This is a genomic window from Pseudomonas oryzihabitans, assembly GCF_032027545.1.
GTDB classification, from domain to species: domain Bacteria; phylum Pseudomonadota; class Gammaproteobacteria; order Pseudomonadales; family Pseudomonadaceae; genus Chryseomonas; species Chryseomonas oryzihabitans_F.
The window spans coordinates 122,366-142,583 of record NZ_JAVSJB010000010.1 but is presented as its reverse complement, the minus strand read 5'-3'; the positions used below and the strand labels follow the sequence as shown (position 1 = coordinate 142,583).

16 protein-coding genes and 2 pseudogenes are annotated in these 20,218 nt (G+C 60.1%); 8 read left to right on the top strand and 10 right to left on the bottom strand.

The window, feature by feature from the left end; translation table 11 throughout:
• Nucleotides 1–51: 51 nt before the first annotated feature.
• The 8 genes and pseudogenes from RND78_RS17730 to RND78_RS17695 all read right to left on the bottom strand — a co-directional run bounded on the left by RND78_RS17730 (nucleotide 52) and on the right by RND78_RS17695 (nucleotide 10,777).
• Nucleotides 52–1,896, bottom strand: a complete 1,845-nt coding sequence (locus RND78_RS17730; protein WP_231357002.1) for a copper resistance system multicopper oxidase — start codon at nucleotides 1,894–1,896, stop codon at nucleotides 52–54.
• A 486-nt stretch (nucleotides 1,897–2,382) separates the two neighbouring features.
• Entirely contained in the window at nucleotides 2,383–2,847 is a 465-nt protein-coding gene (locus tag RND78_RS17725) for a hypothetical protein (protein WP_231357001.1), read from the bottom strand.
• Nucleotides 2,819–4,840 (bottom strand): hypothetical protein, encoded by a 2,022-nt coding sequence (locus tag RND78_RS17720; protein ID WP_312730733.1) that lies wholly within the window; start codon nucleotides 4,838–4,840, stop codon nucleotides 2,819–2,821. Before RND78_RS17720 ends, RND78_RS17725 begins: the two co-directional genes overlap by 29 nt.
• Nucleotides 4,830–6,566 carry a site-specific integrase gene (locus tag RND78_RS17715; protein ID WP_312730731.1) on the bottom strand — a complete coding sequence of 579 codons (1,737 nt, stop codon included), beginning with the start codon at nucleotides 6,564–6,566 and terminating at the stop codon, nucleotides 4,830–4,832. Before RND78_RS17715 ends, RND78_RS17720 begins: the two co-directional genes overlap by 11 nt.
• Entirely contained in the window at nucleotides 6,550–7,845 is a 1,296-nt protein-coding gene (locus RND78_RS17710) for a tyrosine-type recombinase/integrase (protein ID WP_231356997.1), read from the bottom strand. The genes RND78_RS17715 and RND78_RS17710 overlap by 17 nt, the downstream gene beginning before the upstream one ends.
• Nucleotides 7,846–7,923: 78 nt before the next feature.
• A pseudogene (locus tag RND78_RS17705) lies at nucleotides 7,924–8,238 on the bottom strand (DNA polymerase V subunit UmuC); the annotation flags it as partial.
• Nucleotides 8,231–8,662 carry a translesion error-prone DNA polymerase V autoproteolytic subunit gene (locus RND78_RS17700; protein ID WP_312730728.1) on the bottom strand — a complete coding sequence of 144 codons (432 nt, stop codon included), beginning with the start codon at nucleotides 8,660–8,662 and terminating at the stop codon, nucleotides 8,231–8,233. The gene RND78_RS17700 and the pseudogene RND78_RS17705, both read right to left, overlap by 8 nt.
• 96 nt (nucleotides 8,663–8,758) lie before the next feature.
• Entirely contained in the window at nucleotides 8,759–10,777 is a 2,019-nt protein-coding gene (locus RND78_RS17695) for a methyl-accepting chemotaxis protein (protein WP_312730726.1), read from the bottom strand.
• A gap of 197 nt (nucleotides 10,778–10,974) precedes the next feature.
• On the opposite strand from RND78_RS17695, the gene RND78_RS17690 reads away from it, so the two are divergent.
• From RND78_RS17690 to RND78_RS17655, 8 genes are all read left to right on the top strand, one after another.
• A complete protein-coding gene (locus RND78_RS17690; protein ID WP_312730724.1) occupies nucleotides 10,975–12,438 on the top strand; it encodes a D-aminoacylase in 1,464 nt (487 codons plus the stop codon).
• A 266-nt stretch (nucleotides 12,439–12,704) separates the two neighbouring features.
• Entirely contained in the window at nucleotides 12,705–13,484 is a 780-nt protein-coding gene (locus RND78_RS17685) for a transporter substrate-binding domain-containing protein (protein ID WP_312730787.1), read from the top strand.
• Nucleotides 13,485–13,532: 48 nt separating this feature from the next.
• Nucleotides 13,533–14,195 (top strand): amino acid ABC transporter permease, encoded by a 663-nt coding sequence (locus RND78_RS17680; RefSeq protein WP_312730723.1) that lies wholly within the window; start codon nucleotides 13,533–13,535, stop codon nucleotides 14,193–14,195.
• Between the two features lie 10 nt (nucleotides 14,196–14,205).
• Complete coding sequence (locus RND78_RS17675; protein ID WP_093253983.1) at nucleotides 14,206–14,868, top strand: amino acid ABC transporter permease; 663 nt, start codon at nucleotides 14,206–14,208, stop codon at nucleotides 14,866–14,868.
• Complete coding sequence (locus RND78_RS17670; RefSeq protein WP_312730718.1) at nucleotides 14,865–15,632, top strand: amino acid ABC transporter ATP-binding protein; 768 nt, start codon at nucleotides 14,865–14,867, stop codon at nucleotides 15,630–15,632. Before RND78_RS17675 ends, RND78_RS17670 begins: the two co-directional genes overlap by 4 nt.
• Nucleotides 15,633–15,660: 28 nt before the next feature.
• Complete coding sequence (locus tag RND78_RS17665; protein ID WP_058768196.1) at nucleotides 15,661–16,047, top strand: RidA family protein; 387 nt, start codon at nucleotides 15,661–15,663, stop codon at nucleotides 16,045–16,047.
• A gap of 14 nt (nucleotides 16,048–16,061) precedes the next feature.
• Nucleotides 16,062–16,835 (top strand): IclR family transcriptional regulator, encoded by a 774-nt coding sequence (locus tag RND78_RS17660; RefSeq protein ID WP_312730716.1) that lies wholly within the window; start codon nucleotides 16,062–16,064, stop codon nucleotides 16,833–16,835.
• On the top strand, nucleotides 16,832–18,040 hold the full coding sequence (locus RND78_RS17655; RefSeq protein ID WP_312730714.1) for an amino acid deaminase: 1,209 nt from the start codon (nucleotides 16,832–16,834) through the stop codon (nucleotides 18,038–18,040). Before RND78_RS17660 ends, RND78_RS17655 begins: the two co-directional genes overlap by 4 nt.
• Before the next feature lie 273 nt (nucleotides 18,041–18,313).
• Here the strand turns inward: RND78_RS17655 and RND78_RS17650 are convergent, their stop codons facing one another.
• Complete coding sequence (locus RND78_RS17650; RefSeq protein ID WP_312730712.1) at nucleotides 18,314–19,099, bottom strand: ParA family protein; 786 nt, start codon at nucleotides 19,097–19,099, stop codon at nucleotides 18,314–18,316.
• Nucleotides 19,099–19,674 (bottom strand): annotated as a pseudogene (locus tag RND78_RS28340) (methyl-accepting chemotaxis protein); the annotation flags it as partial. The pseudogene RND78_RS28340 and the gene RND78_RS17650, both read right to left, overlap by 1 nt.
• Nucleotides 19,675–20,218 lie beyond the last annotated feature (544 nt).

The following is a 20,218-nucleotide window of genomic DNA, read 5'->3' as shown; positions in this document are numbered from 1 at the left end:
TGATAGCAAACAGCGAATAAACGTGGAGTCGACTCAAGGCGATCACTGGCTTCACTCCTCTACCCGGACTTCGCGGAACATACCCATCTCCATGTGGTACAGCAGATGGCAGTGGTAGGCCCATCGCCCCAGGGCATCGGCGGTGACGCGATAGCTCCGCTTGGACCCAGGTGGCATGTCGATGGTGTGCTTGCGTACCAGGAAGTTACCTTCCTCGTCCTCTAGGTCACTCCACATTCCGTGCAGGTGAATCGGGTGCGTCATCATCGTGTCGTTCACCAACACGATCCTTACGCGCTCACCGTATTTCAGAACTAGAGGATGAGCTTCGGAGAACTTGATCCCGTCGAAGGACCAGGCGAACTTCTCCATGTGTCCTGTCAGGTGTAGCTCTATGGTACGGCTTGGTTCGCGGCCGTCAGGGTCTTCGAAAGTACTTCTGAGGTCGGCGTAGGTGAGCACCTTACGTCCGTTGTTACGTAGACCCAGGCCGGGGTCATTCAATTTGGCGGTAGGGGTCATCACCTGCATGTCGACCAGCGGGTTGTCTTTCTCACTCGCGGGATGACTTTGCATGGTCGTTCCGGCCATTCCAGACATCGAACCATGGTCCATCCCCGCCATTGCGCCATGGTCCATGCCCTGCATAGAGGACATCTTGCTGTGGTCCATGGCTGGCATGGGGTTGCCTCCCGTGCTGCTCATGGTCTGCATATCATCACCGGCCGCCGAATTCATACCCTTCATGCTGCCGTGGTCCATGCCGCCATGGTCCATACCGCCCATACCCATGTCGTCCATCGTGACCAAGGGGCGAGGATCAAGCGGAGGGACTGGAGCCACCAAGCTATCCCGCACGGCAAGGGTGCCGCGGGCATAGCCGGTACGATCCATTGACTGGGCGAAGACCGTGTAAGCCTCGCCTGTGGGCTCGACGATGACATCGTAGGTTTCGGCCACGGCGATACGAAGCTCGTCGACCTCAACCGGGTTCACGTAAAGACCATCAGACGCTACTACGGTCATTTTCAGGCCCGGGATACGGATGTCGAAGTACGTCATGGCAGAGCCATTGATGAATCGAAGCCGTAGCTTCTCGCCAGGACGGAACAGGCCTGTCCAATTCATGTTCGGAGCCTGGCCATTGAGCAGGTAGGTGTAGGTGGCGCCGCTTACATCCGCAAGGTCCGTGGGATTCATCTTCATCTCAGCCCACATCTTGCGATCTGCCAGCGTCGCGGCCCAGCCCTTGTCAGCCACGTCGTTGACGAAGTCGCCAACGGTGCGCTTGTGGAAGTTGTAGTAGTCGGACTGTTTTTTCAGCGTGCGCATCAGCGAAGCCGGATCTTCATCCGTCCAGTCCGTCAGCATCACCACATGCTCACGATCGTATTTGAAAGGTTCGGGCTCCTTCGCCTCGATGACCAGGGGGCCGTAGACCCCTAGCTGTTCCTGGAAGCCTGAGTGGCTGTGATACCAGTAGGTCCCGTTCTGTTGAAGCTTGAATTGATAAACGTACATCCCGCCCGGCTCGATGCCTGCGAAGCTCAGGCCCGGCACCCCATCCATGTTTGGCGGAAGGATGATGCCGTGCCAGTGAATCGAGGTGGCCGCATCAAGCTTGTTGCGCACGCGAAGCGTCACCGTGTCGCCCTCCTTCCATCGCAAAAGGGGCCCTGGCAATCCGCCGTTGATCACCATCGCTGTGCGACGCTTACCGGTGATGTTCACTGGCATCTCGCCAATCGACAGGTCGAACTCCGTGCCCGTCAGAGTGCTGAGCGCCGTTGAGCCAGCTGCCGCCCAACTGGGTGAACGCCACAAGCCCAGTCCACCGAGCATGCCGGCAGCCGCGAGGCCTTTGACGAAGGTACGTCGAGAAGTTCTTGGTTCCATACGAGCATGCCCTAGTAGCGAGGACGGTAGCGACGCCGTCTACAGGAGGTAGAAGATTGGACGGGACGATGTCACAGCACCTTGCGGGATGCGATTACATTTCTGTAAGCATCAAGAACGGCGCCTGCTAGTGAAACCCGCTCCGACCTTTCGCTTCAGAAAGGGAAGCGTCCTGAGTGGTCAGCAGCCCAGCATTGATCGCTAACTGAGTCATGTCGGTCATACAGGCGCTTACCAGGCGACTCCTATTGCAAGCATAAGAAGCCCCCATACGTCGTGGTCGGCTAATTGAGAGCATTAGGCTTTAAACAGTAATATTAGCCTTTGCAGAGCCACCCACATGATTTCAAGTATATTCTAACGTCGACCATCAAAAGGGGAGGCAACTAGGGAGAACGCCGACCGGACAATCAACTGGCGCTTAAAACCTGAGCTTACAAAAAGGAAAAAAGCGCACTAATCGCTCTAATCAAGATAAATTCTTGATTAGAGTTGCTTAAAATCCTTAGCATCCATGGAAACAACTTTTGAAGGAGGAAGCTGCCGTTCAAGCTCCAAAACTCGGTCGTACAATTCGAGAATTTTTGCGTCGGCTTCGCACAATAAGCTAACCAAGTGATCTCTCTGCTCAACAAGCTGGAGAATTCTGTCGTGAAGCTTCTTATTTTTTGCTCGCGCATGCAAACTAGCTTGTCGAGCAGACAATGGCTGGTTGAGGGATTTTTCCTTAATATAACTTTGAATCTCAGAAATCAGCAATGGAAAACGTGACTTCTTCAGTGAAGACGGATCGGTACCAGCTTCCTTCGCAACATTATTTTGACTTACAAGAGATCCTTTTGGAAGTCGATCTGGCTTGTTAGCTTTCAAACGCTCAAATGCTGCACGATATTGATCAGCAGCAGCCGGCCGAATTGTAGGACTACTCTGTTTTTCTATGTGAGATGACATTGCGATAAGCCTCCGAGCTGCGTTTCTGGGCATCCAAAGATGTTCTCAAAGGACTATTCGATTCGGCTGTAGAAATTAGCTCGTCTAGCAATGCATCAAGGTCGTTTATCTCATCCTGCTTGTCACAGTCATATAGCACGTCAGCGCATGGCTTAGGCCCATTTGGCAAATCCCCACCACCACAGCGAGCAATATTATCAATACCACCATAGGGGCATGGAGATCGACTTGTGCATACCCCGAGCAATACAGGACGAAAAGCTGCGTGCCCCTTTTCTGCCAAATCACTATTTTTCTTATAATCAGAAGTGGAAATTAGCCTAACAATTTCAGACTTTCTCTTGTCCCCATGCGGACTAATGAACCTCTCACTGGTAATAAGTTGCAACTGACGCCCTAAAGATTCGTACATCGCGCGGACATAAAGCGTGCTCGCCTTCTCCTCCAACCTAACTCTAGAATGATTTCGCCCATAATAAAGGCTCATAGCCCTCGTAACATGTTTCAGTTGATATTGCAAAGAAGCATCACTGACAAGACCAGAAGCTTGCATATTAACCGCACCAGTACGGCGCAACTGATGCCAAGCAAGCGGCCAAGGCTTGCCAACGGCATAATCGTTACTAAGAGTAGGCGTCACCAAACGAGCCAGATCATAATCCTGCTGTGTTATCTTCAATTTATCAAAGTCAAATAGCTTCTTGTGCCACTTTGTAATTACGTCCCAATAGGAGGGGATTCCAGGACGTAATCCTGTAGCCCTGCGTTGTTTGTTTACATGCCAAGGGTAAGACTTATAGTCATTTAGATATACGGAGGGTGAAGCGAGATCATCTAGTGCCTCTGGGTGACTGCCTAACTTAAGAAGCGCCACTACCTGCATAGCCTCGACAGCAGATTTAGCTGATGGTGAGGTCACCCAAAGAGCATTGAGATCAACTAAAGTTTTTGTGGTGCAGCCCCGCAACAAATAAATGCTCCCGAAGTCAGGATCCTGCTCAACATGCAAGCAATCACACTTCAAGTTCCATGCCTCTTCAGCACGCATAAGACTGAAGCTCAAAAGGTAGGCGAGACCCGCATGACTAATCAAACTAAAGTAACTTGTAAGATGACGAATATTCGCATCGCCACGCTCCATCACCAACCATTTGCAAAGCAAATCTTCGATTCCAAACTTAGCTAGCGTATCAGAGAACCGACCGAAGAATTTATAACCTGTCCGCTTTCCACTTGTACAATAGGCGGGTGGACCAAATGGTCGTCGCGGCCTATCTTTTAGTGACCTGACGCCCTCTTGCTGGTGGGCTTTCATACAAAATAAGAAGCAGTTTCTGATTTGACTTTTATGTGCCAAAAAATCGTCGAGACATTCACGCAATCTTGTGACTTGATAGTGCCAAATTCTAGGCGGGATATAAGGTGTTTGTGATGTTTCGTGGTCAGGCACTGAAGCAGCGAGCCGGGCTATACCTCTACGGTCCAACAAAGTGAAACCTAATATATCCCGCCGCTCGAAAAGCTCATGCAATAAGACTAGGAACTCACCTGACCTAGACTTGGGAATGACATGAAAAAGACGATCAACTACATGGGGAAATCGCATCAAATTCGATGCAAGAACGCCTTCACGAGCGCATGCTACAAAAAGCTGACGCATCATGTCGAAGCGGCCCTTCAATGTTCTAACCCCCCTTGCACCGGTTGGGCCATACATCCACCAACCCATTACGACTCTCAATAGATCGGCATTGGCTTTATCAATCGGGGCTACATTCTTTTTTAGAGCACCGTCACCAAAATTTAACGTCAGACTTTTCCCTGCCCAAGGATCTAATCTCCAAATGACATCCCCCCAACGGCTTACAACTTGACCTGATTTGTCGATTACGATTGGCCAATCTGCGCGAGGCGGCCAAATATCAGGACGATAATTTGGAGCACTAGGAGTAACAAGTGGATGATCGATAGCTAAGGCAAGGTCATGAGACATAAATTTCACCCTTTTGCCGGCTTTTTATTTCAGCTAAGCGAATGAAACCATTCCACGCTGGATGGTGGCTTCCTTCATCTATTCGATGTTGCGCTTCGATGAACCAACTATTGCGAACATCGCTGCTTTCTTTAAAAAACGTTAGCTTTTCAGTAATCCGCTCTATCACCAACATAGCCGGATGGATGTCCTCAGCGTCATTTATTGGGGTGGCCTGAGAAAGTTCTAGCGACTTCAAATGCCTCAAACTAAAGAGGGACCAGACATGATCCTGGCTATCGATATCCCTATGTTGTGTACAAAAAAAACACCCTGATGAGTTTATACAATCAGGAACAGGAGCAGCTTTCACAGTACCTTCAACTGGCGAGGGCAAGGTCGAGAGACATCTGCCTGGTGCAGGCGACGCGAATGATGGATCGTATTGATGTTGAAACTGGGTTATTTCAACCTTAGCAATTTGCGGATGCGGATCGATATATGTACGAAGTAGAGTCTCAACTGAGTGCTGGGCTAAGTCTGCAACCTGACGGGGGTTTTTAGTCTCACGAAGTTGCCAGTTGATCCGGACACCTCGCATAAGACTTGTACCTAAAAATGGCAAACTAAGAGCGCGACATAAAACTTTAACATTTGTAAATTGAGGCGGTTTATCGGCTCGACTGCCACGCCGCACCAATGGAAACAAAAGACCATCAGCCTGGTCGGGAAACCACCTTCGACGAAATTCAAGATAATCCTCAAGCCATGACTTATAAGACTGGAAGATTTCGAAAAGAACCTCACCTTGGCGTCGTCTCTTAAAGGTACGAACCTGATAACCATCAAGATGACTAGTATAATGAAACTGCTCAAGCCGCAAACTGTAAGCCTGAGCTAGATTCAAGCCAGTTTGAGCTATAAAAATCAGAAGTTCACAGGCAATTCTCAAATTAACTAGCGGGTAGCGAGTTTGCAACGTTTTATCCGCCTCACGAGAAGATCGCCGCTTCAGTGATTCAGCAATGCGAGAAAACCTTCGAGCAGGACTTGTCTTAGCTGCTATTTTTTCTGGATCTTGCAAACGAGACCAGTGTAGATAAACCTGACCAGTACGTAGTGAGATAGAAACCGGCAATTCACCTATAGAGGCCTCCCACGACAGGGCAACACAAACATCTGAAAGCATGTGGCCGAAATTGAACAGCTTTTGCAAATCATGCTTATCAACTTTAGAGACATTTTTTCTAATTGATCCTAACTTGCGTATGCGGGTACTTTTAAGCAAGCTAACCTTACGATCCAGAATTCGATCCAACACATTACAACACCTGGTAACCCTGTCATACATCCACATTTCAGATATTGATCGATTGGTTCTTTTTAAATGAAGGAGATGGTCGGCATAACGGATAAATGATTCGGCGACGGAATCCATTGCAAGGCTGGCTCCAGACTCATCGCACCATGAAAAGAATTGCCGCAGAGCTCGAATTCTGTTCTCTACAGTATTACGACTTAGGCCGCTGACAAGATCAGCCGTCACATGCGCGTGAATTTGAAGCACTAACGGCATACGCTCATGAAGCAACGGATCCAATTCACCTAGCTCAATCTTCCGCCTAGCTACGTTAGATCTAGCCGATGCACCACCCTTGTACAAAAATATGATGAGATCCCATGGCGTCTCAGCAGTACCATACCTGAGCATAGGGAAAGTCAAGTTTAAATCATTGACGGCTTCCATTATTGCCTACCTTAAGATCGGCACCGCTGAATGCAGCCATAAACTTGTCAGCGAGCGCTTGCTTTACCGGAAGCGTCTGCACAAAGCGAATATATTTGAAAGTAGTAGCTTCAGAGTTCGGCCCATGAAGTAAAGCATCGCTCACAACAGCAATAACAAGTGCTGCGTCAGAAGTGACGGCCAAGGCTAATCGAGCCAACTCTGTGCCAAATGTGCATCGAGTTTGATGGAACCTGAAGCTACGAAGTACCTCCACTCCTTTCTGACTAGCCTTTCTCCTTATCGCGGACATCTCGACATTGATTGCGGAAGATTGGTTACTTTTCAGCCTCCCATAAGAATTTCCAAATCTGGTTAAAAAAACCAAGTCGCGATTTTCTTTTTTGGCCTTGGCTTGCCGCAGGCTCCTGCGCAAAGTTGCGGTATACTCCAACAGTTCATCCCGCAAGGCTTTGGGCATCCATACATGACCTGTCACATTAAACTTTGTATGGATTGGCGGTTGTGCACCAGGGCCAACAGCAAGCTTTAGAAGCGCAGGCGCATATGGATCGACAACCGCTTGGGCTAGGGCTGTGATTTTTAAATCGCAAATACTTCCAAGACGCATTCCAGTAAAGAAGCCAGTTGCTAACATTAAATATAGCTCGCGCGATCCATTCGCAGAAACGAAGTCTAATATAGACTCGCGGTCAGCGGACGATACTGGCAAGAGATTTCCTTCCAATCTAATCCCAGGCCTTTGTCTATTTGGAATGCCGAGGTCGGTAGTAATACCAGTAATCGTCCTGTTGAAGCCATGACTATCGAAAAAACTAAAGGCATAAGGAAGCTCTCGCCATAGTGGCACGTGCTCACCAAGCAGTTTATTCTCCTTAATCCAATGATAAAACATGATGCAATTACGCATGTACTCTGACGCGGTAGCAGGACTTATCGCGCCCGAATCCCGCAGTTTCACTAGGAATCCGCGATAAATAACCAAGCAGCGTTCTGACTTGCGACGAGGGAATTGAAACCAAGAGACATTTCGGGCTTCAAGAAAATTTGCATAGTTCAAAAGACCGTTCATGTTACTTGAAACAGTCTTTAGCGATGCCCTAGATGAAGTTGCACGTTCGACAGCCCAAAGATTTGCTTCTTGCCATGGCTTATTATTAGCCCAAAAGATTTGGGGGAGACCTTCAATGGCTTGTCGATTGCTTAAAGAATATATCGTCTTGTCTTCCGAAGGGACGACGACATAGGGAACGAAGCGCACACGCTCTATTTTTGCCATTTGTCGACCTCAACGAGGAGACGATGTCCATGGATGACATCACAAGGCTTGGGTGCCCCCACCATACACCTTGCCATTATCGATGCTGTAGCGCTCCAGCCGCGGCACCAGGGTCGCTAGGGTACGCATCACCCGGTCACTGAGATCGCCATAGAGGGCATAGTTGGAACTGAAGGCCGTCACCTGGCCCTGCTGCGCCAGCTCCCGTAGCTGGAACCAGGGCGCGGCCATGGCGATACCCAGGCGCTTGGCCTCGGGCGAGCGGGCGATCACGCAGCCGTCGTTGTTCGACAGCACCACCACCGCCCGCTCCGCGAGATCCGGGCGAAAGACCCGCTCGCAACTGCAATAGAAGGCATTGCAGTCGATCAGCGCCAGCACCGACTCAGCCATGGCCGAAACGCCGCAGGCCATGGGTGGCCACGCCCCAGACCTCGAAGTCATTGCCCTCGCCGATGACCAGGGGCGCATAGGCGGGATTTTCCGCCAGCAACACGAAGTTAGCACCGCGCCGGCCCAGACGCTTGAGGGTGGGTTCGCGATCACGCACCGCGACCACGATGTCGCCGATCCGCGCCGGCCGGGCGCGATCGACGATGACCAGGTCGCCGGGAAAGATGCCCACGCCGGTCATGCTGTCGCCGCTGACCTGGATCACATAGGTATGGGGCGCCCGCAGGTCGACCAGCTCGTCCAGGGAAACCTGGCGCTCCAGATGATCCTGGGCCGGCGACGGGAAGCCGCACGGCAGGCGGAAATCATAGAGCGGCAACTGGGCGTCTGCAGACTCCAGGCGACCCAGGATGGTAACGGACATGACGAGGCGCTCCAGCGGATAACTGTCTATTTATACAGTTATCCGCCGGCGCCAAGTTGTAAAGCCTGACCTGACCCTTGCCGATGAGTGGCGCGATCAGGCGCTGAGCCGGAAGCGCGAGACCACGCTGCGCAGATCCTGGGACAGGCCGGCCAGACGCTCGGCGGTGCCGGCGTCGGCTTCGATCCCGCTCAGCACCTGCACGGTACTGGCGCGGATGCCCGTGGTGTTGCGGTTGATATCCTCGGAGACCGCGGCCTGCTGCTCCGCGGCGCTGGCGATCTGCACATTGACGTCGACGATCCGCTCCACGGCGGAACCGATGCTGTTCAGGCTGACGCTGGCCTGCTCGGCGGCCGCGACGCCGGTCAGGGCATGGCCGCGACTGGCCTGCATCTGCCCGACGGCTTCGCCGGTGGCGGCCTGCAACTGCTCGATGATGCGGCGGATTTCCTCGGTGGAGGTCTGGGTGCGCGAGGCCAGGGTGCGGACCTCGTCGGCCACCACGGCGAAGCCACGGCCCTGCTCGCCAGCTCGGGCCGCTTCGATGGCGGCGTTGAGCGCCAGCAGGTTGGTCTGCTCGGCGATGGTGCGGATCACCGCGATGACCCCGCCGATGGCCTGGCTGTGGCTTTCCAGGGCCGCGACCTTGGTGGCGCTGAGGTCCACCTCGGCGGCCAGGGCTTCGATGGCCCGTTGCGTCTGCTGCATCACCCGGGTGCCTTCCCGGGTGGCCTGATCGGCCTGCTGGGCGGCGGCCACGGCGCCTTCGGTGTTGTTGGCGACGTCCGCCACGCTGGCGGTCATCTCGGTGATGGCGGTGGCCACCTGGTCGGTCTCGCCCTGCTGCATCTGCATGGTGGCACGCGACTGGCCAATGGAGCCAGCCAGGGACCCCGAGGCCTCGGCCACCGCGTTGGAGGCCCGATCGACCTCGCGCAGCGAGCGGCCGAAGGCCTCCAGCATGGCATCCAGGCTGCGGCCGATGTCGGCGATCTCGTCGCGACCGGGCAAGGCGGCCCGGCGACTCAGGTCGCCTTGGGCGGCGGCAGCGGTCACGCTGACCAGTTCGGCGATGCCCAGGCGCAACGCCTGGTAGATGCCGGCGAAGGTATAGCTCAGCAGCAACAGGACCGCCGCGATCATGCCCAGCACCAGGTTGCGCACCAGGGTCTCATGGGCCAGCCGCTCGACCAGCAACTGGGAGAGCACGCCCTGGGCCTCTTCCTGCACCTTGTAGTAACGCGCGACCACGGCGTTGCCCTGGGTCCCCAGGGTCTTTCCGGAGACCGTGCCCGCACCGTTCATGACGGCCAGCATGCCCTGCCGGAAGTTGTCATAGTCGCCCCGCGCCTGCTCCAGCGACGTCTTCAGCCGCTGGGCCAGCTCGGGCGCCTGGCGGGCCAGCAGCCCCAGGGCTTGCTCCAGTTCGTCGGCAGCCTGGCGCTCCTGGCGCATGACACTGCGCGCCACGGTCAAGCTGGCCGGATCGAAGCTGTTGGTGGCGCTCAACCCGGAGGCCAGGCCACGCAGCTGACCGACGAGGTTGATCTCCCGCGGCAGGCGCAGCGAGGTGATATCGATGAGGAAGAGGCTGTTGTAGTCGGAATCCAGTACCAGGCCCGAGGTGGCCGATACGTAATAGAACATGTTCAGGGTCTGCGTCAGCTGCTCGCTCCAGGCCTCAAACACCTCCAGGGGCGTTCCCGGGATGCCCTGCAACAGACGCTCGGCATTCTGCCGCAGTTGGCCGACGCGATTCCCGGTCTCCAATTGGCTACCGAGTTCCCGATCCAGGCGGCCCAGCTCGTCATAGGCCTTGAGCAGGGCATCGCGATTGTTCTGCCAGTCCTGCTGGGCGGACGCATCCCCGTCCTGGAGGCGCTTGGTCAGCGCCCGCTGCAGCATGCTCAGGCGCGCGATGGGCGTCAGTTGCACCAGGTAGCGCTGGCCCTGGATTTCCAGTTCCAGGCTGGCGCGCTGATCCTGGATGTCTTGGTAGAGGTAATAGCTGAGGAACAACAGGGGGACCAGCACGATGGTCGCGAGGCAGGCGAACTTGGCGGAAAACCTCAGACGATTCATTACGGCAATGACGGGGGTGAGAAGATTCATGGCAGACTCAAGGAGAGGAAGGCATCGGGAGCCGTGTTTGGTCACGGTCTAGGCGGGCGAATGGACAGAGCTTTTCACAGATAGTGCGCTGCCCCTGTGCGCGATAACTAAATCTACCGGCACTTTGCCACCATACGGTCAAAAGTTGGCGCCAGACGGTTGGCTCAATCTGGCGCGAGGTAAGGGAAGGTCCGCCCATGCATGACCTGCTCATCCGCGACGCTCTGCTCCTGGACGGTCGCAACCACCCCGGCCGGGTGGCCGACCTGGCCGTCAGGGCAGGCCGTATCGTCGCCCTGGGCGAGCTTGCCGACCAACCGGCACGGGAGATCCGCATGGCCAGTGGCCTGGTCTTGGCGCCGGGCTTCATCGACGTCCATACCCACGACGACACCATGGTCATCCGCCGTCCGCAGCAGTTGCCCAAGCTCAGCCAAGGGGTCACTACCGTGGTGGTGGGCAACTGCGGCATCAGTGCCGCCCCGGTGCGCCTGCGCGGCGCGGCGCCGGACCCTCTGAATCTGCTCGGTCCGGCAGAAGCCTTCGTCTATCCCACCTTCGCTGCCTATCGCACTGCCGTGGAACAGGCCCGCCCCGGCGTCAACGTAGCCGCCCTGGTGGGTCATACGGCGCTGCGCAGCAATCACCTGGACGATCTCGGGCGCGCCGCCACCCCCGCGGAGATCGCTGCCATGCGCGCGGAGCTGCGCGAGAGTCTGGCCGCCGGCGCCCTGGGCCTCTCCAGCGGCCTCGCCTATGCCTCCGCCGCGGCGGCGCCGACCTCGGAGGTGGCCCAACTGGCCGCCGAGCTGGACGCCGTGGGCGGGCTCTATGCCACCCACCTGCGCAGCGAATTCGCCGCGGTGCACGAGGCGCTGGACGAAGCCCTGGACATCGGCCGCCAGGCCCGGGCGCCGGTGGTGGTCTCGCATTTCAAATGCGCCGGGGTGGACAACTGGGGCCGCGCGCCGGAACTGCTCGGCGCCCTGGAGCGGGCCGCCAGCAACCAGCCGGTCGGCTGCGACTGCTATCCCTATGCCGCCAGCTCCTCCACCCTGGATCTCAAGCAGGTCACTAGCCGCCACCGCATCACCATCACCTGGTCCACCCCGCACCCGGAATGTGGTGGCCGCGACCTGGACGCCATCGCCGCCGACTGGGGCCTGGACCTGGAGACCACCGCCCGCCGCCTGCAACCGGCCGGGGCGGTCTATTACGGCATGAGCGAGGCCGACGTGCGCCTGATCCTCGCCCATCCGCTGAGCATGATCGGCTCCGATGGCCTGCCCGAGGATCCCTTCCCCCATCCACGCCTCTGGGGTGCCTTCCCCCGGGTGATGGGCCATTTCAGCCGCGACCTCGGGCTCTTCCCCCTGCACACCGCCGTGCACAAGATGACCGGCCTCTCCGCCGCCCGCTTCGGCCTGGTCGGTCGTGGCCTGCTCGAAGCCGGCGCCCATGCCGACCTGGTGCTGTTCGATCCCGCGCGTATCCGCGACGTGGCCGATTTCAGCGCTCCGCAACGCCCCGCCGAAGGCATCGCGGCCGTCTGGGTGAACGGCCAGCTGGCCTATACCCCGGAGCGGCCCATCGCCGAACGCCATGGCCGTTTCCTGCCACGCGCCGGCGATCTGCGGCACGGCTTCCCGCGCCCCGCCTGAGCGCTACCGGGTAACGCCTCGCCCTGGTGCGCCTTCGTTACCTTCCGCCACCTCCCGGTGCCCCCTTGGAGCACCGAGAGCACCCTCCGCTGCCTGTCGCTCAAGCCAAGCCCTTGATTTGCAACGCCGCTCAAGGAGCTGGCACAGTCACTGCAATATATTCCGTTGTTACGAACATACTTCCGCTATAACGGAAATGGAGAGACGCTATGACAGGCAAGACGAAGGGGTGGAAAACGCTGGCGCTGCTGGCCGGTCTGGTGGCGATGGCGGGCGCCCAGGCGGCCAAGCTGGATGACGTGCTCAAGCGCGGTCACCTGGTGGTGGGTACCGGCAGTACCAACGCCCCCTGGCACTTCCAGGGCGCCGACGGCAAGTTGCAGGGCTTCGATATCGATATCTCCAAGGTCATCGCCAAGGGCCTGTTCAACGATCCGGAAAAGGTCGAGTTCGTGGTGCAGGGCTCGGATGCGCGCATCCCCAACCTGCTCACCGACAAGGTCGACATCAGCTGCCAGTTCATCACCGTGACCGCCAGCCGCGCCCAGCAGGTGGCCTTCACCCTGCCCTACTACCGCGAAGGCGTGGCCCTGCTCCTGCCGGCCAACAGCCGCTACCAGCAGCTCGACGACCTCAAGGCCGTCAAGGGCGACCTGACCGTGGCCGTGCTGCAGAACGTCTATGCCGAGGAACTGGTGCACCAGGCGCTGCCCCAGGCCAAGGTCGACCAGTACGACAGCGTCGACCTGCTCTACCAGGCCCTGGGTACCGGCCGCGCCGATGCCGTGGCCACCGATCAGTCCTCGGTCAAGTACCTGATGACCCAGAATCCCGGTCGCTACCGCTCGCCCGACTACGCCTGGAGTCCCCAGACCTACGCCTGTGCGGTCAAACGCGGCGACCAGGACTGGCTGAACTTCGTCAACACCGCCTTGCACGAGGCCATGACCGGGGTGGAATTCCCCACCTACCAGGCCTCCTTCAAGAAGTGGTTCGGCGTCGAGCTGCCGTCCCCGGCGATCGGTTTCCCCGTCGAGTTCAAGTGACCCTGGCCCCGGCGCGGCCGGTCCGCGCCCTCTAGGTAGACGTCGAGCATGAACTACACCCTCAACTTCGCCCCCGTGTGGCAGAACCTGGACCACCTGCTGGCCGGGCTCGCCCTCGGCCTGCAGCTGGCGCTGGTGGGCATCGCCATCGGCTGCCTGATCGGCCTGGCAACCGCCTTCGCCCTGCTCTCGCCGGTGCGGGCGCTGCGCTGGCTGGCGGCGGGCTACGTCACCCTGGTGCGCAACACCCCGATCCTGGTGCTGATCCTGCTGCTGTACTTCGCCCTGCCCAGCATCGGCATCCGCCTGGACAAGCTCAGCTCCTTCCTCATCACCCTGGCGCTCTATGCCGGCGCCTACCTGGCCGAGGTGTTTCGCGGCGGCCTCATGGCCATCCCCAAGGGCCAGCGCGAAGCGGGCCTGGCCATCGGCCTGCGCGAATGGCAGATCAAGGCCTACGTCATCATTCCGGTGATGCTGCGCAACGTCTTGCCGTCGCTCTCCAACAGCTTCATCTCGCTGTTCAAGGACACCTCCCTGGCGGCGGCCATCGCCGTGCCGGAACTGACCTACCAGGCGCGCAAGATCAACCTGGAAAGCTATCGGGTCATCGAGACCTGGCTGGTGACCAGCGCCCTCTACATCCTCACCTGCTACGCCATCGCCCTGCTGCTGCGCCAGCTGGAACGACGGCTGAGCCTGACCCGCTAGGAGCCCGATCGTGTACGAAGCCCCCTCCTGGTTCCTGGAATTGTGGAATGCCCGCCAGACCCTGGCCGCCGGTTTCGCCACCACCCTGGCCTGCTCGGTGCTGGCCGTGCTCGGCGGCACCCTGCTCGGCACCCTCGGCGGCCTGGCACTGACCTACGGCCGCTGGCCGCTGCGCCTGCCCTTCCGGGTCTACGCCGACCTGATCCGCGGCACCCCGGTGTTCGTGCTGGTGCTGGCCTGCTACTACATGGCGCCGGCCCTGGGCCTGCGGCCCACGCCCTTCCAGGCCGGCACCGCGGCCCTGCTGCTGTTCTGCGGCTCCCACGTGGCGGAGATCGTCCGCGGTGCGCTGCAGGCCATCCCGCGCGGCCAGCACGAGGCGGCCAAGGCCATCGGCCTGACCTTCGCCCAGAGTCTCAAGGAGGTGCTCTTGCCCCAGGCGCTGCGGCAGATCCTGCCGACCTGGGTCAACGCCTCCACCGAGATCGTCAAGGCCTCCACCCTGCTCTCGGTGATCGGCGTGGCCGAGTTGCTGCTGAGCAGCCAGCAGGTCATCGCCCGCACCTTCATGACCCTGCAGTTCTATCTGTTCGCCGGCCTGCTGTTCTTTCTCATCAACTTCGCCATCGAGCGGCTCGGCCGCTACTTGGAAAAACGGGTGACCCTGCCATGACCGACCCCCTGCTCAGCATCGACGGCCTGCACAAGAGCTTCGGCCAGGTGGAGGTGCTCAAGGGCATCGACCTGACCCTGGAGCGCGGTGACGTGGTCACCCTGATCGGCTCCAGCGGCTCGGGCAAGACCACCCTGCTGCGCTGCGTCAACCTGCTGGAAGACTTCCAGGGCGGCAGCATCCAGCTGGCCGGCGAGGCCATCGGCTATCGCGACGCGGACGGTCGCCGCCAGCGCCTGCCGGAACGTGAGATCGCCCGCCAGCGCTCGCTCACCGGCATGGCCTTCCAGCAATTCAACCTCTTTCCCCACCTCACCGCCCTGGAAAACGTCACCCTCGGTCTGCGCAAGGTGAAGAAGCTGGGCAAGGACGAAGCCGTGGCCATCGGCGAGCAGTGGCTACGCCGGGTCGGCCTGATCGAGCGGCGCGACTACCATCCCGGCCAGCTCTCCGGCGGCCAGCAGCAGCGCGTGGCCATTGCCCGCGCCATCGCCATGAACCCCAGCCTGATGCTGTTCGACGAACCCACCTCGGCGCTCGACCCGGAACTGGTCGGCGAGGTGCTGGCGGTGATCAAGGACCTGGCCCAGGACGGCATGACCATGCTGCTGGTGACCCACGAGATGAGATTCGCCTACGAAGTATCCGATCGCATCGTCTTCATGAGCCAGGGCCGCATCGAGGAGCAGGGCCCGCCGCGCGAACTCTTCGAGCGGCCGAAATCCACCCGTCTCGCCGAATTCCTTGGCCGGACCGCTTTTTGAATCCCACCCCGTTACAGGAGCAACCCCTATGAGCATCACTCGTTACGGCGCCGGCGAACGCGGCGCAGGCGGCCAACCCCTGCCCTTCGCTCGTGCGGTGGAAGCCGATGGCTGGCTGCACGTCTCCGGCCAGGTGGCCATGGAGAACGGCGAGATCATCGACGGCGGCATCGTCGCCCAGACCCACAAGACCATGCAGAATCTGATCGCCATCCTCCACGAAGCCGGCTACGGTCTGGAGCACGTGGTGCGCGCCGGCGTCTGGCTGGACGATCCGCGCGACTTCTGGAGCTTCAACAAGGTGTTCGCCGAGTACTTCGCCGGCCAGGCGCCGGCGCGCGCCTGCGTGCAGTCCTCCATGATGGTGGACTGCAAGGTCGAGATCGACTGCATCGCCTACAAACCCAAGGCCTGAGATAAACCGCCCCGATGACCGAACCTACCCGCCAACGAGCCCGCGGTCTGGACCGCGCCTTCGATATCCTCGATCACCTCAAGCGGGTGGGTCGGCCGCTGCGCCCCAACGAGATCGCCGCCGGCCTGAGCATTCCCAAGTCCACCGTCTACGACCTGGTCGGCCTCTTGCTGGAGCGGCACATGCTCGACGCCGTGGGCCGCGACGGCCAGGTCTACCTCGGCCGCGAACTGTACTTTCTCGGCCAGGCGCACCTGCGTCACTTCGACCTGGCGCGCGAAGCCGGACTGCTCTTGGACGACATCGTCGCCCAGACCCGCGAGACCGCCCAGCTGTGCCAGCTCAACGGCCGCAAGTACACCGTTTCACTGATGAAGGAAGGCGCCCGCGCCTTTCGTATCTCGTCCAACGTCGGCGAGGACGCGCCCATTCCCTGGACCGCCTCCGGCCGACTGCTGCTCGGTCATCTGAGCGACGCCGAGATCCTCGCCCTGATCGACCCGGACGACTTCATCCTGCCCGACGGCAGTCGCCTGCCCGAGCACACCTTCATCGCGGAGATCCGCAGCGCCTGCGCCGAAGGCTTCTTTTCCTTCGACAGCATCGCCGACACCTATACCCACTGCTTCGCCGCCCCGGTGCAGGACGCCAGCGGCCTGTGCATCGCCACCCTGTGCATCGTAGCGCCGCGCGCCGATGCCCAGGCCCACCATGCCGAGTACCGCCAGGTGCTGGTCGACAGCGCCCGCCGCCTGTCCCAGCGCCTCGGCGGCCAGGAGAATCCATGACCATCCTCACCGCCCCCGAGAAAGGCGCCGCCCATCCTGGCGATAGCCTGCTCAGCGACATCGCCCTGCCCGCCTTGGTCATTCACCAGCAGGCCCTCGACCACAACATCGCCTGGATGCAGGCCTTCGCCACTGAGCGCGGCGCGGAGCTGGCGCCCCACGGCAAGACCAGCATGGCCCCGGCGCTGTTCCAGCGGCAGCTCGCCGCCGGCGCCTGGGGCATGACCCTGGCCACCGCGGTGCAGACGCGTGCTGCCCAGGCCCATGGGGTACGCCGGGTGCTGATGGCTAACCAATTGGTGGGGGCGCCGAACCTGGCGCTGATCGCCGAATTGCTCGCCGCCGATCCCGACTTCGACTTCCATTGCCTGGTGGACCATCCCGATCAGGTCACCGCCCTGGGCGCCTTCTTCGGCGAACGCGGCCTGGCGCTGCAGGTGATGATCGAATACGGCGTACCCGGTGGCCGTTGCGGCTGCCGCAGCGAAGCCGAGGTGCGCGAACTGGCCCGCGCCATCGCCGGGCAATCGGCGCTGCGCCTGACCGGCATCGAGGGCTACGAAGGCGTGATCCACGGCGCCGAGGCGGCCACCGACATCCGCGCCTTCGCCGATTCCCTGGTGCGCCTGGCGGAAGAATTGCGCGCCCAGGGCGCCTTCGCCCTCGACCGCCCCATCGTCACCGCCTCGGGCTCGGCCTGGTACGACCTGATCGCCGCCGCCTTCGATCGCCTGGAGGTGCGCGAGCGTTTCCTCGCTGTGCTGCGCCCCGGCAGCTACGTGGTCCACGACCACGGCATCTACCGCGATGCCCAGGGCGGCGTCCTGGCCCGCGCCGGTCTCGCCGAGGGCCTGCGCCCGGCGCTGGAGGTCTGGGCTCATGTCCAGTCACTGCCCGAACCCGGCTTCGCCATCCTCGCCCTGGGCAAGCGCGACGTCGCCCACGACGCCGGCCTGCCGCTGCCGCTACGCCGCTATCGGCCGGGCCAGACCGCTGCCGAAGCCGTCGACGTCAGCGGCTGCACGGTCACGGCCATCATGGACCAGCACGCCTTCATGGTCGTGGCCCCGGGGACCGCGGTGGCCATCGGCGACATCATCGCCTTGGGCACCTCCCACCCCTGCCTGACCTTCGACAAGTGGCGGCAGGGGTGCATCGTCGATGAAGGGCTGCAGGTGGTGGAAACTTTCGCGACCTGTTTCTGAGAACCTGTTCACCATCTGCTGCGCGTCGGCCAAACGGCGTTGAAAATGCCCTGGGTCGCCAGCCCGCCTAGGCGGCCCCGTCGGAATGCTCATTTACCACTCGTAAACCCGAGCGCGGGTCCGATCCGCTTCCTCAGGCATTTGATTCGCTGGCGCTCACCCTACGGGCCAGCCGTTGGCTGTTACTCCCGTTGGTCGTTGCGCCTTGTTTGTCTCTAGCTCGCGAGATCGTGTACAGGTTCTGAGCGGGACCCACGCGACGATCGGGTCACGCTAGAAACCGAGCAGCCGCCCCAGGCTTTCGCCGAGCAGCTGGAAGTCCTCCGCGCCACGGCTGCCTGGCGCGTATTTCTGAATCGGCAGTCCACGGGCGAAGGCTTCGGCGAGGCGGATATCCGCCCGGATGGGGGTCATGACCTGATGGGAGCCGAAGGTGAGGGTTACCTCGGCCCGGCTATCCCGATGCTGCCGCGACTGGTTGTTGGCCAGGTTGGGCACGAACCCCAGGAGGCTCAGGCGCGGATTGTGCCCTGCGCGCACCTGGTAGAAGGTATGCATCAATTGCCGGATGCCCGCCAGGGAGAGCGGATGGGGCACGAAGGGAATGAGCACGGAATCGGCGGCGTACAGGGCGTTGAGCAGCAGCAGGTCGAGGCTGGGCGGTGTGTCGAGGATGATCACGTCGTAGCGCTGCCGTAGCCATTCCTCGTCCAGTGCCTGCGCCAGGCGGCCGAAATCCGTGCCGCCACTGCCATGCTCGAAGCGCGGATCGGCAGGTGCCAAATCCAGTCCGGCATGGGCGCTGGACAGGATGCTGTCGCTCAGCAGGATTGAACTGTCGAACAGGCGGTGTACCGCCAAGCCTCCATCGCCGGGATCGATGCCCAGCCCCAGGGCACAGTGACCCTGGCTGTCCAGGTCGATCAGCAACACGCGAGCGGAGCGCAGCGCCAGCTCCATGGCGAGGTTGACCGCCAGGGTGGTCTTGCCCGCGCCGCCTTTGCGATTGGCCACGGCCACGACATGGGCGGCGCGCGCGATGCTCCTGGGCGCAGCCATCAGAAGAGTTCGATACGGGAAGCTCCCGAATCGCCCGCCCGGGCATGGAGTCCATCCGAACTCAAATAATCTTTCGTCAACGTCTGCAATTCGAGGATGACGCCGGGGCGCTCCGCCTCGTTTTCCAGGCGCAGACAGGCCGAGGCGTGTTCGCGCAGCACGCCCTGGATGCGCTCCAGGCGTTGGCGGACCACATCCTGGTACTGGATGTCGCCCAGCAGGTCGATCACCAGTTCGACGATCTGCCCGTTGTATGCAGCGGAATTTTGCAGCAGCGTCTCATAGAAGGTCTTGAGTCCCGAATAGGTGCGCTGCAACTCATCCACGGTGCCGGTGAGCTGGCTGAAGGCACGCAGTTGCTCGCTGTCTTGCAGTTGGTGCTCGAGGGCGAAGCTCCGTTGGGCGACGTCCTGGGCCCGCTGGATACCCACCTGGGCGAGTTGCGTGGCTTCCGCCGAGCGTGTCGCCAGCTTGCGTACCTCGTCGGCGACCACGGCGAAACCACGCCCGGCATCGCCCGCCCGCGCGGCTTCGATGGACGCGTTGAGCGCCAGCAGGCTGGTCTGGGCGCTGATCTCGCGGATGAGACCGACGAGCCCACTGAGCTTGCCGACCTCCTCGACCAGGCACTTCAGCCCCTGGTGCTCGGTGGCGATCCGCTCCGGTAATTCCCCCAGGAAACGGCCCGCGGCTTCGATGATCCCGGTGCTGGCCAGGATGCTGAGCTGCAGGTCACCGTTGTCGCGCGAGGTGTTCCTCAGGTAGTCGAGTGATCGATGGGAGGTCACCCGCAGCTCTTCCAGCTTACCCAGGATGCTCAGGGCGGACTGTTCGGTTTCCTGGATGACGTCGCCCAGCCGCTCGTCGATGGCCCGGTCGAGCTCGGCGGTCGCGACGAAGCTGCGCGTCACCTCGTCGATCCGCTCGCCCTGGTCTTCTTCCTGGGAACGACGGATCGCCGCGCCGCGACCGAGCGCGCGCCAGGCCGAATGGGCGGAGTACGCCAGGAAGAATGCCTGCCCGGCGAGCCAGAATGCCAGGCAGGCAGCGATCAGGGCGGCCTGTAGCCACGCCTCGGCGGGACCCTGGGCGCTGACCAACCAGGCGCACCCCCAGAGA

What these genes read in the sequence shown, in the direction of transcription:
- RND78_RS17700 (WP_312730728.1), bottom strand. Translation starts at nt 8,662, where the DNA reads ATGTCCGTTACCATCCTGGGTCGCCTGGAGTCTGCAGACGCCCAGTTG.
- RND78_RS17660 (WP_312730716.1), top strand. Translation starts at nt 16,062, where the DNA reads ATGACCGAACCTACCCGCCAACGAGCCCGCGGTCTGGACCGCGCCTTC.
- RND78_RS17665 (WP_058768196.1), top strand. Translation starts at nt 15,661, where the DNA reads ATGAGCATCACTCGTTACGGCGCCGGCGAACGCGGCGCAGGCGGCCAA.
- RND78_RS17670 (WP_312730718.1), top strand. Translation starts at nt 14,865, where the DNA reads ATGACCGACCCCCTGCTCAGCATCGACGGCCTGCACAAGAGCTTCGGC.
- RND78_RS17720 (WP_312730733.1), bottom strand. Translation starts at nt 4,840, where the DNA reads ATGTCTCATGACCTTGCCTTAGCTATCGATCATCCACTTGTTACTCCT.
- RND78_RS17680 (WP_312730723.1), top strand. Translation starts at nt 13,533, where the DNA reads ATGAACTACACCCTCAACTTCGCCCCCGTGTGGCAGAACCTGGACCAC.
- RND78_RS17685 (WP_312730787.1), top strand. Translation starts at nt 12,705, where the DNA reads ATGGCGGGCGCCCAGGCGGCCAAGCTGGATGACGTGCTCAAGCGCGGT.
- RND78_RS17695 (WP_312730726.1), bottom strand. Translation starts at nt 10,777, where the DNA reads ATGAATCTTCTCACCCCCGTCATTGCCGTAATGAATCGTCTGAGGTTT.
- RND78_RS17730 (WP_231357002.1), bottom strand. Translation starts at nt 1,896, where the DNA reads ATGGAACCAAGAACTTCTCGACGTACCTTCGTCAAAGGCCTCGCGGCT.
- RND78_RS17725 (WP_231357001.1), bottom strand. Translation starts at nt 2,847, where the DNA reads ATGTCATCTCACATAGAAAAACAGAGTAGTCCTACAATTCGGCCGGCT.
- RND78_RS17650 (WP_312730712.1), bottom strand. Translation starts at nt 19,099, where the DNA reads ATGGCTGCGCCCAGGAGCATCGCGCGCGCCGCCCATGTCGTGGCCGTG.
- RND78_RS17655 (WP_312730714.1), top strand. Translation starts at nt 16,832, where the DNA reads ATGACCATCCTCACCGCCCCCGAGAAAGGCGCCGCCCATCCTGGCGAT.
- RND78_RS17690 (WP_312730724.1), top strand. Translation starts at nt 10,975, where the DNA reads ATGCATGACCTGCTCATCCGCGACGCTCTGCTCCTGGACGGTCGCAAC.
- RND78_RS17715 (WP_312730731.1), bottom strand. Translation starts at nt 6,566, where the DNA reads ATGGAAGCCGTCAATGATTTAAACTTGACTTTCCCTATGCTCAGGTAT.
- RND78_RS17710 (WP_231356997.1), bottom strand. Translation starts at nt 7,845, where the DNA reads ATGGCAAAAATAGAGCGTGTGCGCTTCGTTCCCTATGTCGTCGTCCCT.